Raw genomic sequence first — 14,292 nt, forward strand, 5'->3', positions numbered from 1 at the left:
TTTTAGATACACTCTAGAGTGAAAGAGCTAGAGTAGCTTGTGTTCTAGACTTAAGTAGATGTACCTTGCTTTCGGGTTTGATCTTAAGAGCTTAGTCAAACCTTTAACTACAATTGGAAAAGCTTAGGCAGGGTGCTGTTTAAGCTTTTCTTATTTAGTGGCATAAAGGTATTTGAATTTGCTACAATAGCGATAGCAAGCTGAATGAAAGAATAGAGAGGAATGACGAAGATGGAAGAAGTAAAAGTAATTACGCCTGAAGAACTTCAAAAACGCGTTGAAAATGGAGAAGAACTTCATTTAGTTGATGTGCGCGAAGATGAAGAAGTAGCAGAAGGGATGATTCCAACTGCTAAACACATTCGTATGAATGATATTCCAGCTAACGTGGATTATTTTGATAAAGACAAAGAATATATTTTCATTTGCCGTTCGGGGCGCCGCAGTGAAAACGTATGTTACTACCTTCAAGAACAAGGATATAAAGTAACAAATATGGTTGGCGGCATGTTAGAGTGGGAAGGAAAAACGGTTAATAAATAAAAAAGAGGCTGGGACAAAAGTATCTCAGTTAAAGTGAAAAATGAACTATTGATCAACATGTTTGATTAGTGGTTCTTTTTTTGTTTTATTCGTCTTTAGATTGGATTCAGTTCGTTATGTCTCAACCTCTTTTTTTGAATGAAACTTCTACCATCCGACTAAAATGATAGTAGCAAAACAAATGATGACTAAATCTATAAAAGTCTTCATAAAAATAAAGGTAGGAAGAAGTTGAAAATCAGTACAAAAGCCATCATTGAGAGAAGCAGTCCATTCTGATTGAAACAAATTTGATAGGACAAGGTGGTAGAAGCTGTGATACAAGTGAAAATGTTTGATAAAGAGCATGAAAAAGATTTAGAGTTTGCGGTGAACCGATTTTTACGAAAATTAGAAGATGAAGACGTCGTGGATATTAAATATCAAGTCACAGTGGATGTTGATCGTGATGAGCAGGTGTACTGTTTTTCAGCCATGGTTATGTATAAAGCCTAGCATATTATGCTAGGCTTGTTGCAAATTCTCCTGCATTACTCCCCGCCAAACGGCCTGTTACAAGAGCAGAAGTAATATTGTATCCTCCAGTATATCCGTGGATATCAAGAATTTCCCCGCAGAAGTAAAGGCCTTGCATAAATTTCGAAGACATTTCTTTTGGGTGAATTTCTTTAACGGATACGCCGCCTCCTGTGACGAATGCTTTCTCTAAAGAAAGCGTGCCGTTTACAGCAAATTCAAATCGTTTGCACATTCTCGAGAACTCTCTCAGTTTTTCATGCTGAAGCTGTCCCGCTAGTGCTTGGCTATCAATGTCTGCTTGCTCGAGTAAAAATAATAGATAACGTTCAGATACAAAACCTTTTAAAACATTTTTAATCGCTTTTTTCGGCTCTTCTTTTGTCATTTTAGCTAATTGTTGAAAAATCTCTTCTTCATTTTGGCTAGGAAATAAATCAATAGACATTTGAACAGTGTTGCTTTTTTGTTTCTTTAACTCTTTAACGACATATTGGCTGCAGCGAAGAGCGGCTGGACCAGAAATGCCAAAGTGAGTGAAAATCATATCCATCTGATGAGTAATGACAGGCTTGCCTTTTTTATTAAGAACGCTTAATCCTACACTACGAAGCGATAGACCCTGAAGCGTTTTGGTTTTAATAAAGTGTTCGCTAGATGTAATAGGAACTTCTGTTGGGTAAAGTTCAGTAATTTTATGCCCCGCATCTTTTGCCCATTGATAACCGTCTCCCGTCGAACCTGTATGAGGCACTGATTTTCCACCTACTGCAATCACAACGCTTTTCGTTTGGATTGCTTCTCCGTTTTGAAGCACAACTTCTTTCACGGTGTTGTTTTCATAGGTTACGCGTTTAACGGCTGTATTTGTACGAATTGTCACACGAAGACGGTGAAGTTCGCTAATTAATGCATCAACAACAGATTGAGCTTTATTGCTGACCGGAAACATACGCCCGTGATCTTCTTCTTTTAATTTAATTCCAAGGCCTTCAAAATAGGAGATGATATCTTCGTTATTAAAAACAGAAAACGCACTGTATAAAAATCTTCCGTTTCCTGGAATGTGTTTAATAAGTTCATCAATCGGAAGGCGGTTTGTTACATTACAGCGTCCGCCTCCAGAAATGGCAAGCTTTCGTCCGAGTTTATTGCCTTTATCAATTAATAATACGTTTGCACCTGACTCTCCAGCTGCAATCGATGCCATCAAACCAGAAGGTCCTCCTCCGATTACGACTACATCATATATCATACTTTCACCAACCTGTCTATTCTTAAAAAATTTTAGTTTGTTCACTGACAAATCTCTCAACATTGGATAAAATGGGCTATAGTCTTTGTTTTTTTAGTTTGTTGACGAGTGCGAGTGAGTATAAGACCTTTCTTAGTGTATACTGTCACTTGCTTCTTTTCAATTCTATCATTATTATCAGTATGTAACATTAAGTATCGGAGGCAAACGTATGTCTGATTCAAAATTGTTAAGAGGGACCTTTGTGCTAACGCTTGGCACGTATGTATCCCGAATTCTGGGAATGATTTATTTATTTCCATTTGCGATTCTTGTTGGAACCGTAGGAGGAGCACTGTTTGGTTACGGATATAACCAATATGCTATTTATTTAAGCATTGCTACAGCCGGTATGCCAATGGCCGTATCGAAATTTGTGTCAAAATATAATGCACTCGGCGATTATTATACGAGTAGAAGAATGTATCGGGCCGGCATGAAATTAATGCTTGTCACAGGAATACTTGCATTTTTACTTTTATATTCGTTAGCTCCTGTTATGTCTAGAATTACACTGGGAGGTTCTGATTTAAATAACTCCTTAGAAGATGTAGTAATGGTTATGCGAATGGTTAGTATTGCGTTAATTGTAGTACCGATGATGAGTTTAATGCGAGGATTTTTCCAGGGGCACCAGTCTATGGGACCCACAGCTGTTTCACAAGTAGTTGAACAGCTTGTGCGCGTTGTCTTTTTATTAGCATCCACCTATATTGTCATCAAAGTTGTACATGGGAGTCTTGCATTAGCGGTTGGATTTGCTACAATGGGGGCTTTTGTAGGAGCTCTTGCTGGACTGGCCGTATTAATTTGGTACTGGAAAAAACGAAAGCCTCATCTCGATAAAATGGTGAACGAGCAGACGGTAACGCCTACGCGTATTTCTACCGTATCCATTTTTAAAGAGCTGCTTACGTATTCATTGCCATATGTGTTTGTCAGCTTAGCTATTCCGCTGTATCAGTATGTGGATCAATTCACATTTAACCGTGCGATGGTAGCGGCTGGACAAAAAGAAATAGCGGAGTCCATGAACGGAATTGTTCAGTCTTATGTTCCAAAGCTTGTGATGATTCCTGTTTCATTAGCTACTGCGTTTGGTTTGACTCTTGTACCAACGATTACACGTTCATTTGTGAATAAAGATTATAATGTATTGCAAAAGCAAATTGATCAAACATATCAAACGATTATGTTTCTTGTGCTGCCAGCATCTGTAGGGTTAATGGCTTTAGCTGGCCCAGCATATACGTTTTTCTTTGGAACAGATGCATCGGATGCGGGTGGTAATGTCTTGCTTTATTATGCACCGGTAGCTTTATTATTCTCATTTTTTACGGTTAATGGAGCTATTTTACAAGGAATCAACAAACAAAAATATGCTGTTTTAAGTCTATTATTTGGATTGATTGTGAAAATTGTGGTGAACGTTCCATTTATTCTTATGTTCCACGAGATTGGTTCAGTTTTAGCGACAGCACTAGGCTATATCGTATCTCTTGTTTATATGTTTGCGCTTATTCAAAAACACGCAAAATATAACTACAGTGAGTTTATAAAACGCTCCGTGCTCATTCTCATTTTTGTTGCGATCATGGGAATCAGTGTAAAAATTGTCGCAGCGGTGATTGGTCTGTTTACAGAGCCAGGACGATTCTCTGCCACTGTTATTACGATTATAGGAGCAGCAGTAGGCGGCCTTATTTACTTTATCATTACCTATCGTTCAAGCCTGCTTGAAAAAGTAATGGGAGCGAGGGTAACAGGTGCAATTGAACGAAAGATACTGCGCCGAAATAAACAGCGCAGTGCATAAGAAGATGACTCGTCAGAGTCATCTTCTTTTCAAAAAAGAGGAGGATATTACATGCGTTTGGATAAATTGCTTTCTACCGTTGGGTACGGAAGCCGAAAAGAAGTGAAAGGTCTTTTAAAGACTGGAGCTGTTAAGGTAGATGGTACAGCGGTTAAAGATGCCAAGGTACACGTTAATCCAGATGAACAAGAAATAACTGTACATGGCGAAGCCGTTTCTTACCGAGAATTTGTTTACTTTATGCTGCATAAGCCGCAAGGTGTCATATCAGCGACCGAAGATTCTCTTCATGAAACAGTGTTGGACTTACTGGAAATTGACGATGCTGTGTACGATCCATTTCCGGTAGGGCGTTTAGACAAAGATACAGAAGGGCTCTTGCTGCTGACAAATGACGGTCAGCTTGCACATCAGCTGCTATCTCCTAAAAAGCATGTTCCTAAAACGTATTTTGCAAAAATTAATGCACCGGTGACTGAAGAAGATGCTGAAGCATTTAGACAGGGTGTCACTCTTGATGATGGATACGTAACAAAATCAGCAGAATTAAAGATACTAACAAGCAGTGTGGAATCAGAAATTGAATTAACGATCGTTGAAGGGAAATTCCATCAAGTGAAGCGTATGTTTGAAGCAAGAGGAAAAAAAGTAACGTATTTAAAACGTTTATCTATGGGAGCTTTGCTGTTAGACGAGTCGTTAGATTTAGGAGAGTACAGGGAGTTAACCGAAGAAGAACTAGCTTTATTGCAAAAATCAAATGCCTAAGAAGAGGCGAAAGAAAAAGGAACCTAAGTCTAAAATGGTTCCTTTTTTTGTCCACTTTATTAGACAAGTGAAACATTTCACGTTAAAGCACTTAAACGAGTACCAACTCTGCTTGACGTGCAAATGGAGCGGGGGACTATGCACTCGTCCAAGTCTTGACTTTCTACTGCGTAGAATTTTATCTCTATATATAAATCACTTACTACCCTTGAAATAAACTTACTAGGATGACATCTTGACCTTCTTTTGCGTAGTCGTCCATGTACCGCGACTTGGGCTGCGAACTAAATCATTATATGCTAACACATTCAAGTCACGCTGAATGGTTCTTGGTGTAATACCAAATTCGTCTACGAGCTCTTGCGTTGTAACTGTTCCATTTTTACAAATGAACATATAGACCGATTTGATACGAGTTAGCATTCGATTAGTTGAAGGTTTCAAAAAACCACTTCCTTATTCGTTTTTCGTAAGGCACAACTTCTTTATAACTCTGAGATGTCAAGCACTATTTCAGTCCTTATCCTTATTGTACACAAAATCGACAGAAAAATAAAAGAGAAAACGCAAATTAACACAATATTTACAAAAAATGATATAAATATGTAATCCTTTCGTAACATCTCCTTCCTCTATTTGCACATTTTTTATAGTATATGTAAACAATAAACAAATAGAATCCGTTTTTATCGATTGTGCCTACAAATTATTTCCCGGAATTTTGACTCTGTAAACCTTTGATATGAAAGGAAAGAGACAATTATTTCTTTCTATATAAAGGTATGATAAAGTTAAATTTACCAATAGTAATGATAGATACAATCTGTAAAAGCAGGCAAAGGAGACAAACAGATGACGGCAATTAATTGGAAAGAGGAAGTTCAAAAAAGAGAAGCTGAAATTCTAGCTGAGACGCAGCGTTTTCTACAAATTAAAAGTGTTTTGACAAGCACAGAAAAACAAGAAGAGCCATTTGGACCTGGAATTGCTCAAGCGCTTGACTTTCTTTTAAATAAAGGAAAAAATGATGGGTTTTCCGTCAAGAACGTAGACGGATATGCTGGTCATATTGAAGCAGGAGAAGGAAAAGACCTCCTTGGCATTCTTTGTCACGTAGACGTTGTTCCTGAAGGAGACGGGTGGTCGGTTGATCCATACGGCGGTGAAATAAAAGACGGGAAAATTTTTGCTAGAGGAGCAATCGATGACAAAGGCCCGACGATGGCTGCTTATTATGCGATGAAAATTGTGAAAGATTTAGGGCTTCCTCTATCTAAGCGGGTTCGAATGATTATTGGAACGGATGAAGAAAGTGACTGGAGATGTGTGGACCACTACTTCAATCATGAAGAGATGCCAACGATGGGATTTGCGCCCGATGCAGATTTTCCTATCATTTATGCTGAAAAAGGTATTACAGATGTAGAAATTCGCCAGCAGCCAATTGAAGGAACAAAGGGAAGCGTTCAGCTTACATCATTTGTCTCTGGGCGACGCTACAATATGGTTCCTGATCTTGCAACAGCTGTTCTTGAATTCCATAGTGAAACGGATATTAAAAATAAATATGATCAATTTTTAAAAGATGAGTCTTTAAAAGGTTCAATAACCGAAAAGAGCGGTGCGTATACACTTACTCTAGAAGGAGTTTCAGCACATGGCAGCGTGCCTGATAAAGGGAAAAATGCTGGGCTTACACTTCTTCGCTTTTTACACACATTAGAACTTGATGAACAAGCTAATCAGTTTGTAGGTTATGCAAATGCGTATTTAGTTCAAGATGCACTAGGAGAAAAAATGGGCTTGAATCGCAAAGATGAGGTCACGGGTGATTTAACGATCAATGTGGGAATCATGTCTTATAATCAAGAAGAAGCGGGGCACTTTGGCTTAAATATTCGCTATCCTGTATCAGCTCATATTGACGATATTATTGATACGATTAAAGAAAAAAGTGAATCTTATCAAATGACCATCAAACATTTTACAGATTCTAAACCACATCACGTCGATCAAAAACATGAGCTTATTCAAACGCTTCAAAAGGTTTACCAAGAACAAACAAATGAAGAACCTACACTTATTTCAATCGGAGGAGGAACATATGCCAGAGCATTAGAAGCTGGTGTGGCATTTGGACCTCTTTTCCCAGGCCGTGAAGAAGTAGCGCATGAAAAAGATGAGTACATGGTAATTGAAGATTTACTTCGTGCAACAGCTATCTATGCACAGGCTATTTACGAATTAGCTAAATAAAAAAGCGAACGCCTTTGCGTTCGCTTTTTTTATTATTCAAATGAGAAGAGGTCGCTTGATAAATAACGTTCACCTGTATCGCAAGCAATACATACGACCACTTGATCGGGAGATAATTTTTTGGCTACCTCGATAGCAGCATAGCACGCAGCGCCTGATGAAGGGCCGACTAAAATTCCTTCTTCAGAAGCTAAGCGTCGCGTAATATCGTAGGCTTGTTCATCTTTAATTTTTAAAATTTCGTCGTAAACATCTACGTTAAGCGTATCAGGAATAAATCCAGGGCTTGTTCCTACAAGCTTGTGCTTTCCAGGTCTTCCTCCAGATAATACAGGAGAACCAGCGGGTTCCACAACGTGAACGGTCATGTCTGGGTAGTTCTCTCTTAGAACTTCACCTGTGCCTGTGATTGTTCCGCCTGTTCCAGCAGTAGCAACAAAAGCGGATAAGTCTTTTCCTAAATCGTTCATTGCCTCAATAATTTCCTTAGCAGTCGTTTTTCGATGTGCGTCAGGGTTTGCATTATTTTCAAACTGCATAGGCATAAATGCATTTGGAATTTCTTTTGTAAGCTCTTCTGCTTTGCGAATTGCCCCACGCATTTTTTCATCGCCCGGTGTTAGAACAACTTCAGCACCATATGCTTTTAACAAGTTAATTCGTTCTTGAGTCATGGTATCTGGCATGACTAAAATAGAACGATACCCTCTTGCCGCGGCATTCATAGCTAAGCCAATACCTGTATTTCCGCTCGTTGGTTCAATAATTGTGGAATTTTCATTGAGCAAGCCTGCTTTTTCAGCTTCCATGATCATATTAAAAGCAGCACGGTCTTTTACACTACGGCTCGGATTAAAAAATTCTAGTTTTAAGTAAACGGATGCTCCATCTGCTGGTTGAAGACGATTTAATTTAACAAGAGGTGTCTCGCCAATCAAATCAGCCATATTGTTAACAACTTTCATTTTTCTCATCCTTTTCTTATAAAAATTCTCTGTATTGTTTCTATGATAACACAAATTCTTATTTTTTAAGCACATGGCAAATTTTCAGAAAAACCTCTCTATTTTATCCAAAAAACCTTTAAAATAAATCTAGTTCTTTTTGAACATAACAAATTGGGGAAAGATAATGAAAACAAAAGGAGGGATTTGATGAAAGGTGATCAACACTATTTTATTGGAATCAACGTGCCTGTCTCCATTGCACGTCAGGCAGAAAATTGGGCAAAGGAATTAACACCTTTTCCTTTCAAACAATGGACATACCTTGACGATTATCATATAACGCTACAATTTTTAGGATTTGTCGGGAACAAAAAGGAAAAGCTGATTAACCGCTTAAAAGAAGTAGCCTCTCGTCATTCAAGTTTTTCATTGCAGACAGGTCAGTACGATGTGTTCGGTGCGTATAACAAGCCTAGAGTGCTTTATGTAGGCCTTAAGCCAAATGATAAGCTTATGAATCTACAAAGGGATATACAGGCCGTATGGGGAGACCTAAGCGGCTTATACGAAAAACGTCCTTATCGTGCTCATATTACGATTGCAAAGAAGTGGGGAGGGGAAGCCGGGCTTTCGGAAGAGCAGTTAAAGCAAACGTTGATTGAAGAACAGTTTCAAGTAAGTTCGTTTGCCCTTTTTGAAGTTCATCCTGCTAGCAAACCTAAATATAAAGAAATACTATCTTTTTCCTTGCAGTCACAGTAGCATATGAACATATAAGCATGGAGAGAGAGTATTTAAAGATTAATCTTATCAAAGGAAAGAAAACGCCGATGATAATAGAGAAACGATCGATGAACAAAGTTTTAGAGGAATTTTAATTAGGGGATTGATGTAAACGTGGCGCAGCTACTTAAGGTGAAAGATTATATTTCCCGTTATGAAAAAGACGTTTATCACTACACGTCTCAGTTTAATCAGTTAAAAAAACATAATTGGAAGAAAGCAAAGCAATTATTTGAAGAAGGGCTATTACATGAGCCCCCTGTACAAGAAGAACCAAAAGCTCAACGTTCATTTTTGCAAAAAGCAAAAGAGCGGTTTACAAGAAAAAAAGAAACGTTTGAAGTGGAAGAGGCGTTCTCTAGCGATAGCGTGGAAAATCAAGAGCTATTGAGGTTTACAACTCTTCCACAAACAGCGGAAGATTTGAAAATATTGTTTTTAGAAAATGTATTTGATCTTCAAATGAAATGGGCTACATCCACTTTATTTGAGTTCTCGCAAGCAGATCGTAAATATTACCATGATGAAGCTCTTCGTTATTTTATTCAGCGCTTTCCTGATACGTATCTCGTGATGTACAAGCCTGTTTTCCTGATTAATAAAGCTCCGGTAGAAGGGGATATCATTATTGTTACTCCAACGGAAACCCTCTGTATTTGTTTAATAGAAACATATAAAAGCGCTGTTTTTCAGTATTCAAAAGAAAATTTTTGGACAGAGTTAAGAGGAAGAGATCAAAAAAAGATATTAAATCCTTTAATTGGGTTAAATCGAATGGAGCAAATTGTCCGAAGCATCTATCGTACTCACGATATTGAACATAGCGTAAAGAAAATATTACTAAGCAGAAATGGATACATTGACTACGCTGCGGAGCCTTATCAGGTTGAATTTGTAGATGCTAGAAAGTATGAAGAATGGTTTTATGAACTTCGTAAATCTAAAGCGCCTTTAAAGTTCAAACAGATGAAAGCAGCTCAGGTACTGCTCGAACACAGCCAGAGTATTTATTTTGACCGGGAATTTGAAGCAGGTCAATAATACGAACATTCACGCTATGAAAGTGCTTTCGTTTTTGCGTTTGCTACATATAATGCTACTAAAGAGGTAATTGGCATAAGGAGGAGAAAAGGATGACTGGTGATAATAAGTTTCAAGCTTATTTAGATCAAATAGATCGTATTACTCTTTTAGTTCCCACTTCTTATCATGAAGGTCAAATTGATTTTTTTGTGATTAAAAGTACACAAGTGCATGAGACCATCTCTATTGAAAACGTACATGAATTAGAAGGTTTTATCAAATATGAAGGCAAGGTTGAAGGCAGCATAGCAATTGGACAGTCGTACTTTATCTGTGATAATTACGGAGAGAAAGTTCCGCTGCAGGTAGGGGCTGTTATACGAACAAAAGAGTTTGATGAAAGATTTTATTATAATCAAAATGATTTGGGTGCAGCCTTTTATTCAGATCATATTATGATAAAAATTTGGGCCCCGACTGCATCAGCAGTGGTTTTAAAATTAATACATGCAAACAGCGGGAAAGAAGAACTGTACGTTATGACTCGTCAAAGAAAAGGCGTATGGGAAAAGAAACTTCCCTTAGATAAAGAAGGGTATTATTATCGATTTTTAATAGATGTAAACGGCGGGACAAATGAAGCGGTGGATCCTTATGCCGTTGCAGCTACAGCAAACAGTGAATACGGAGTTCTGATAAATCTTCATACAGCCTATGTTCATCTCCATGAAAAGCCACCTTTCCTTCAGCCAACGGATGCCGTTATTTACGAAATGCACGTTCGCGATTTTTCTATTCATCCTTCAAGCGGGATGGAAAAAAAAGGTACGTACCTAGCTGTTACTGAATCAAGCGGTCAGCCAGACAAAACAACAGGTCTTCATTATTTAAAAGAGCTAGGAGTGACCCACCTTGAATTTCTTCCTATTAACGACTTTGGCGGAGTAGATGAATTAAATCCTCATGCTTCTTATAATTGGGGGTATAATCCATTGTTGTTTAATGTACCAGAAGGAAGCTACTCCGCTGACCCTTCAAATCCCGTCACTCGTATTGCTGAAGTGAAACAATTAATATCAACACTTCATCAACAGGGATTCCGTGTTATTATAGATGTAGTTTATAATCACGTATTTGTACGAGAAGAATCACCTTTTGAAAAAATTGTTCCGGGCTATTATTTTCGACATGATGAGTTTGGGATGCCTTCGAACGGGACGGGAGTAGGAAATGATTTTGCTTCTGAACGAAAAATGGCGCAAAAATTTATTATCGATTCAGTATTATTTTGGATAAAAGAATATGACGTTGATGGGTTTCGCTTTGACCTCATGGGGATTTTAGATATAGAAACGATGAACATCATTCGGGAAAAAATAAATGAAATTGATTCTACTATTTTGGTGTTTGGCGAAGGCTGGGATTTAAATACTCCTCTCCCCTACGATCAAAAAGCAATGATGGCGAATGCCCGCCAAACCCCTCAAATCGGCTACTTTAATGATCGCTTTCGAGATTCTGTAAAAGGAAGCACGTTTGATGTGTATGAAAAAGGTTTTATCAGCGGAAATATTCATCAAAAAGAGACCGTGCAATCCGTGATAGCGGGGAGCATTCTGGATAAAGAAGACAGCCGGGCTTTATTTATAAATCCAGCACAGTCAGTTAATTACGTTGAATCACATGATAATCATACGCTGTGGGATAAGTTAACGAATTCAAACGGAGACGAAGACGAAGACACTCGTAGAAGTCGTCACCGCCTTGCTACTGCTATTGTACTTCTTTCACAAGGCATACCGTTTCTTCATAGTGGTCAAGAGTTTTACCGCACTAAACAAGGCGTAGAGAACAGCTATAATTCACCCGATGATATTAATGCACTTGATTGGAATCGAAGAATGGAATTTTCTGCTGATGTAAATTGGGTTCAAGAGCTGATTCGTATTCGCAAACAGCACGGTGCATTTCGCCTGGGGGATGCTTCAGCAATTAGGCAGCATGTCTCTTTCCTAAACACGCCGCAATCCGTTATTGGCTATTGTTTATCAAACGTACTGGCTTACGGTCCGTGGAAGAATATTATGGTGTTTTTTAATCAAGGCCTAATGGAAGAAAAAGTAGTTTTGCCAGAAGGACCATGGAAAATAGCACTTGATCATTGTAAAGTATATAAAAATGGGTATCCTGCTATAGAGGATAATGCTATAAACGTTCCAAAGCTTAGCGTTCTTATTTTATTTCAAACGTAATTATTGTCTTCAACCACTTGACGAAAAAAGTATGATGGAGATAATATTTATAAAGGATGGCTATTGATACATATCCTCAATAGCCGTCTTTTTTATTTACTAAGAAAATAACGTCATGATGTCTTAATAGATTGCTTTATTGAGTGAAATTTTTAAACGAAATGTGTGTGTTGAAATTGAAGGTGAATTGGTTGGAAGATATATTAGGAAGCGAATGGGAAATTACTCCTGCTGGCGGAGCGACAGGAGAAGCTTATTTTGCAAAATTTCAAGACCGAAAGCTTTTTTTAAAGCGTAATTCATCACCTTTTTTAGCAGTATTGTCAGCTGAAGGAATTGTACCGAAGCTCGTGTGGACAAGACGAATGGAAAATGGAGATGTGATCACAGCTCAGCACTGGCTAGATGGTCGAGAATTAAAACCAAAAGATATGAATTCGAGTCGAGTGACAGAATTGCTTAGTAAAATTCATCATTCAAACGAGTTATTAGATATGTTGAAAAGGTTAGGGAAAACGCCGCTTCTTCCCGAAGACGTGCTAGCCGATATTCTAGAGAACGTGGACGAACGACTTCAAAAAGAGAGTATTGTAGAGCAGGGAATCAGCTATTTACAAGCAGAGCTTACGTCCATTCAAACAGATAAATATGTTGTGTGTCACTGTGATGTGAACCACAATAACTGGATGCTTGGAGAGAATACGCAGCTATATTTAATTGATTGGGACGGAGCGATGATTGCAGATCCTGCTATTGATTTAGGTTTATTGCTTTATTGGTACATCAATCCATCTCAGTGGGAAGAATGGCTTGAGCATTATGGGATCGAACTAACTGAGAACTTGAAAAAGAGAATGAAGTGGTATGTGATAAGTCAAACCATTTTATTCATTGAATGGCATCGTTCGAAAAACGAACATTCTGAAATGAATTACTGGCTTGAATATCTTCGGTTGTTGCTCGTCAACGACATTCAAGCACAGTAGCAAAGATTATGACAAGGTAGATAGTTCTTGGACCCATTGTGATAAATTTTGTTGATTGGTTTGAATATGTTCGTCTAAATGAGCAGCACTTTTTGCATCTTGCGTGTATTGATACACGTTTTGTAGTGTTGCTTGTACGTCTGTGCTAGCATGTCCTTTTGCTAACATTGATTGAATTAAACGTTCAACCTGTTCACATTCCGCAACTGTTCCGCAGCAATCACTTTGATGATTAGATAAAATATCTTTTAATATATTCATTTGGTGTTCGGCATTTAAAGGCATTAAGCATCATCCTTTCTCGTATGATGCTCTTATTTTTTTCTATCTAAACACAATTATGCATGAGAATGTCGGTTGTTTCGAATAACCGACATTTTCAATGCGTCAAAATAAATTAAAGAGGTGCAACATGAGATTACGAAACAAACCTTGGGCAAAAGATAAAATTGCTGAAAATCCCCAATACGTGGTTCCAAACCCAGCGGATTATAAAGGAAACTGGAAAGAAGTTTTTGGGAATGAAAATTCTCTTCATATTGAAGTAGGAACAGGAAAAGGCCAATTTTTAGTAGGGATGGCTAAACAAAATCCGCATATTAACTATATTGGAATTGAAATGTACGAAAGTGTCATCTTAAGTGCTCTAGAACGACTGATTGAAGAAGAGCTCCCAAATTTAAAGTTGTTGAATGTAGATGCTAACCAACTTAGTGAGTTTTTTACAAAAAATGATGTGGGTCGCGTTTATCTTAATTTCTCTGATCCATGGCCAAAAAAGAGACATGCCAAGCGCCGTTTAACATACAAAACGTTCTTAAACATGTATGAAAATCTGCTGGTTGATGGTGGAGAAATTCACTTTAAAACAGATAATCAAGGGCTATTTGAGTATTCATTGACAAGCTTTTCAGAATATGGGCTTCTTCTCAAGTACATTAGCTTAGATTTGCATAAAAGCGATTTTGAAGGCAATGTTATGACGGAATATGAAGAGAAATTTTCACAAAAAGGCAGCCGCATTTACCGCTGTGAAGTAAAATACCTGAATGAAAAAGACTGAGTTTCTCAGTCTTTTTTTGTTCAAAAAGAGAAGGGGATAGTGATA

14 protein-coding genes are annotated in these 14,292 nt (G+C 37.9%); 10 read left to right on the forward strand and 4 right to left on the reverse strand.

Going from position 1 to position 14,292, the window contains the following annotated elements:
- The first annotated feature begins 231 nt into the window (after nucleotides 1-231).
- The gene (locus tag SB717_RS06220; protein WP_071270224.1) at nucleotides 232-543 is read left to right on the forward strand and encodes a rhodanese-like domain-containing protein; all 312 of its coding nucleotides are present in this window, start codon (nucleotides 232-234) and stop codon (nucleotides 541-543) included.
- Between the two features lie 315 nt (nucleotides 544-858).
- On the forward strand, nucleotides 859-1,038 hold the full coding sequence (locus SB717_RS06225; protein ID WP_013059521.1) for a sporulation protein Cse60: 180 nt from the start codon (nucleotides 859-861) through the stop codon (nucleotides 1,036-1,038).
- Nucleotides 1,039-1,042: 4 nt separating this feature from the next.
- Here SB717_RS06225 and SB717_RS06230 read toward each other — a convergent pair whose 3' ends face one another.
- Nucleotides 1,043-2,314: a BaiN/RdsA family NAD(P)/FAD-dependent oxidoreductase gene (locus SB717_RS06230; RefSeq protein ID WP_074677849.1), complete on the reverse strand. Its 1,272-nt coding sequence runs from the start codon at nucleotides 2,312-2,314 to the stop codon at nucleotides 1,043-1,045.
- Nucleotides 2,315-2,525: 211 nt separating this feature from the next.
- On the opposite strand from SB717_RS06230, the gene SB717_RS06235 reads away from it, so the two are divergent.
- Nucleotides 2,526-4,169: a putative polysaccharide biosynthesis protein gene (locus SB717_RS06235; protein WP_071270230.1), complete on the forward strand. Its 1,644-nt coding sequence runs from the start codon at nucleotides 2,526-2,528 to the stop codon at nucleotides 4,167-4,169.
- 51 nt (nucleotides 4,170-4,220) lie between these two features.
- Nucleotides 4,221-4,937 (forward strand): pseudouridine synthase, encoded by a 717-nt coding sequence (locus SB717_RS06240; RefSeq protein ID WP_410903464.1) that lies wholly within the window; start codon nucleotides 4,221-4,223, stop codon nucleotides 4,935-4,937.
- Nucleotides 4,938-5,159: 222 nt separating this feature from the next.
- Here the strand turns inward: SB717_RS06240 and SB717_RS06245 are convergent, their stop codons facing one another.
- A complete protein-coding gene (locus tag SB717_RS06245; protein ID WP_013059517.1) occupies nucleotides 5,160-5,381 on the reverse strand; it encodes a DeoR family transcriptional regulator in 222 nt (73 codons plus the stop codon).
- A 408-nt stretch (nucleotides 5,382-5,789) separates the two neighbouring features.
- Here SB717_RS06245 and pepV point away from each other — a divergent pair, with 408 nt between their 5' ends.
- Nucleotides 5,790-7,193, forward strand: a complete 1,404-nt coding sequence (gene pepV / locus SB717_RS06250) for a dipeptidase PepV (RefSeq protein WP_074677845.1) — start codon at nucleotides 5,790-5,792, stop codon at nucleotides 7,191-7,193.
- Between the two features lie 32 nt (nucleotides 7,194-7,225).
- Here pepV and cysK read toward each other — a convergent pair whose 3' ends face one another.
- Complete coding sequence (gene cysK, locus SB717_RS06255; RefSeq protein ID WP_045291259.1) at nucleotides 7,226-8,158, reverse strand: cysteine synthase A; 933 nt, start codon at nucleotides 8,156-8,158, stop codon at nucleotides 7,226-7,228.
- A gap of 189 nt (nucleotides 8,159-8,347) precedes the next feature.
- Between cysK and thpR the strand changes: the two genes are divergently transcribed.
- The 4 genes from thpR (at nucleotide 8,348) to SB717_RS06275 (ending at nucleotide 13,184) form a co-directional block, all read left to right on the forward strand.
- Nucleotides 8,348-8,902 (forward strand): RNA 2',3'-cyclic phosphodiesterase, encoded by a 555-nt coding sequence (gene thpR, locus SB717_RS06260; protein ID WP_410903465.1) that lies wholly within the window; start codon nucleotides 8,348-8,350, stop codon nucleotides 8,900-8,902.
- A gap of 135 nt (nucleotides 8,903-9,037) precedes the next feature.
- Nucleotides 9,038-9,964, forward strand: a complete 927-nt coding sequence (locus SB717_RS06265; protein ID WP_074677841.1) for a hypothetical protein — start codon at nucleotides 9,038-9,040, stop codon at nucleotides 9,962-9,964.
- A gap of 92 nt (nucleotides 9,965-10,056) precedes the next feature.
- On the forward strand, nucleotides 10,057-12,198 hold the full coding sequence (gene pulA, locus SB717_RS06270) for a type I pullulanase (RefSeq protein WP_410903466.1): 2,142 nt from the start codon (nucleotides 10,057-10,059) through the stop codon (nucleotides 12,196-12,198).
- 191 nt (nucleotides 12,199-12,389) lie between these two features.
- Nucleotides 12,390-13,184, forward strand: coding sequence for a phosphotransferase family protein (locus SB717_RS06275; RefSeq protein ID WP_098622729.1), 795 nt, complete (start codon nucleotides 12,390-12,392; stop codon nucleotides 13,182-13,184).
- Between the two features lie 6 nt (nucleotides 13,185-13,190).
- Here SB717_RS06275 and SB717_RS06280 read toward each other — a convergent pair whose 3' ends face one another.
- Nucleotides 13,191-13,469, reverse strand: a complete 279-nt coding sequence (locus SB717_RS06280) for a YtzH-like family protein (RefSeq protein WP_045291248.1) — start codon at nucleotides 13,467-13,469, stop codon at nucleotides 13,191-13,193.
- A gap of 127 nt (nucleotides 13,470-13,596) precedes the next feature.
- Here SB717_RS06280 and trmB point away from each other — a divergent pair, with 127 nt between their 5' ends.
- Entirely contained in the window at nucleotides 13,597-14,247 is a 651-nt protein-coding gene (gene trmB / locus SB717_RS06285) for a tRNA (guanosine(46)-N7)-methyltransferase TrmB (RefSeq protein ID WP_410903467.1), read from the forward strand.
- Nucleotides 14,248-14,292: the final 45 nt, after the last annotated feature.

It is taken from the genome of Priestia sp. SIMBA_032 (genome assembly GCF_046535215.1).
Classification (GTDB): Bacteria; Bacillota; Bacilli; order Bacillales; family Bacillaceae_H; genus Priestia; species Priestia aryabhattai.

Bases quoted from the DNA above. Each gene is read 5' to 3' on its own strand.
- trmB (WP_410903467.1), top strand. From the start codon at position 13,597: ATGAGATTACGAAACAAACCTTGGGCAAAAGATAAAATTGCTGAAAAT.
- SB717_RS06235 (WP_071270230.1), top strand. From the start codon at position 2,526: ATGTCTGATTCAAAATTGTTAAGAGGGACCTTTGTGCTAACGCTTGGC.
- SB717_RS06230 (WP_074677849.1), bottom strand. From the start codon at position 2,314: ATGATATATGATGTAGTCGTAATCGGAGGAGGACCTTCTGGTTTGATG.
- pepV (WP_074677845.1), top strand. From the start codon at position 5,790: ATGACGGCAATTAATTGGAAAGAGGAAGTTCAAAAAAGAGAAGCTGAA.
- SB717_RS06240 (WP_410903464.1), top strand. From the start codon at position 4,221: ATGCGTTTGGATAAATTGCTTTCTACCGTTGGGTACGGAAGCCGAAAA.
- thpR (WP_410903465.1), top strand. From the start codon at position 8,348: ATGAAAGGTGATCAACACTATTTTATTGGAATCAACGTGCCTGTCTCC.
- pulA (WP_410903466.1), top strand. From the start codon at position 10,057: ATGACTGGTGATAATAAGTTTCAAGCTTATTTAGATCAAATAGATCGT.
- SB717_RS06280 (WP_045291248.1), bottom strand. From the start codon at position 13,469: ATGCCTTTAAATGCCGAACACCAAATGAATATATTAAAAGATATTTTA.
- SB717_RS06220 (WP_071270224.1), top strand. From the start codon at position 232: ATGGAAGAAGTAAAAGTAATTACGCCTGAAGAACTTCAAAAACGCGTT.
- cysK (WP_045291259.1), bottom strand. From the start codon at position 8,158: ATGAAAGTTGTTAACAATATGGCTGATTTGATTGGCGAGACACCTCTT.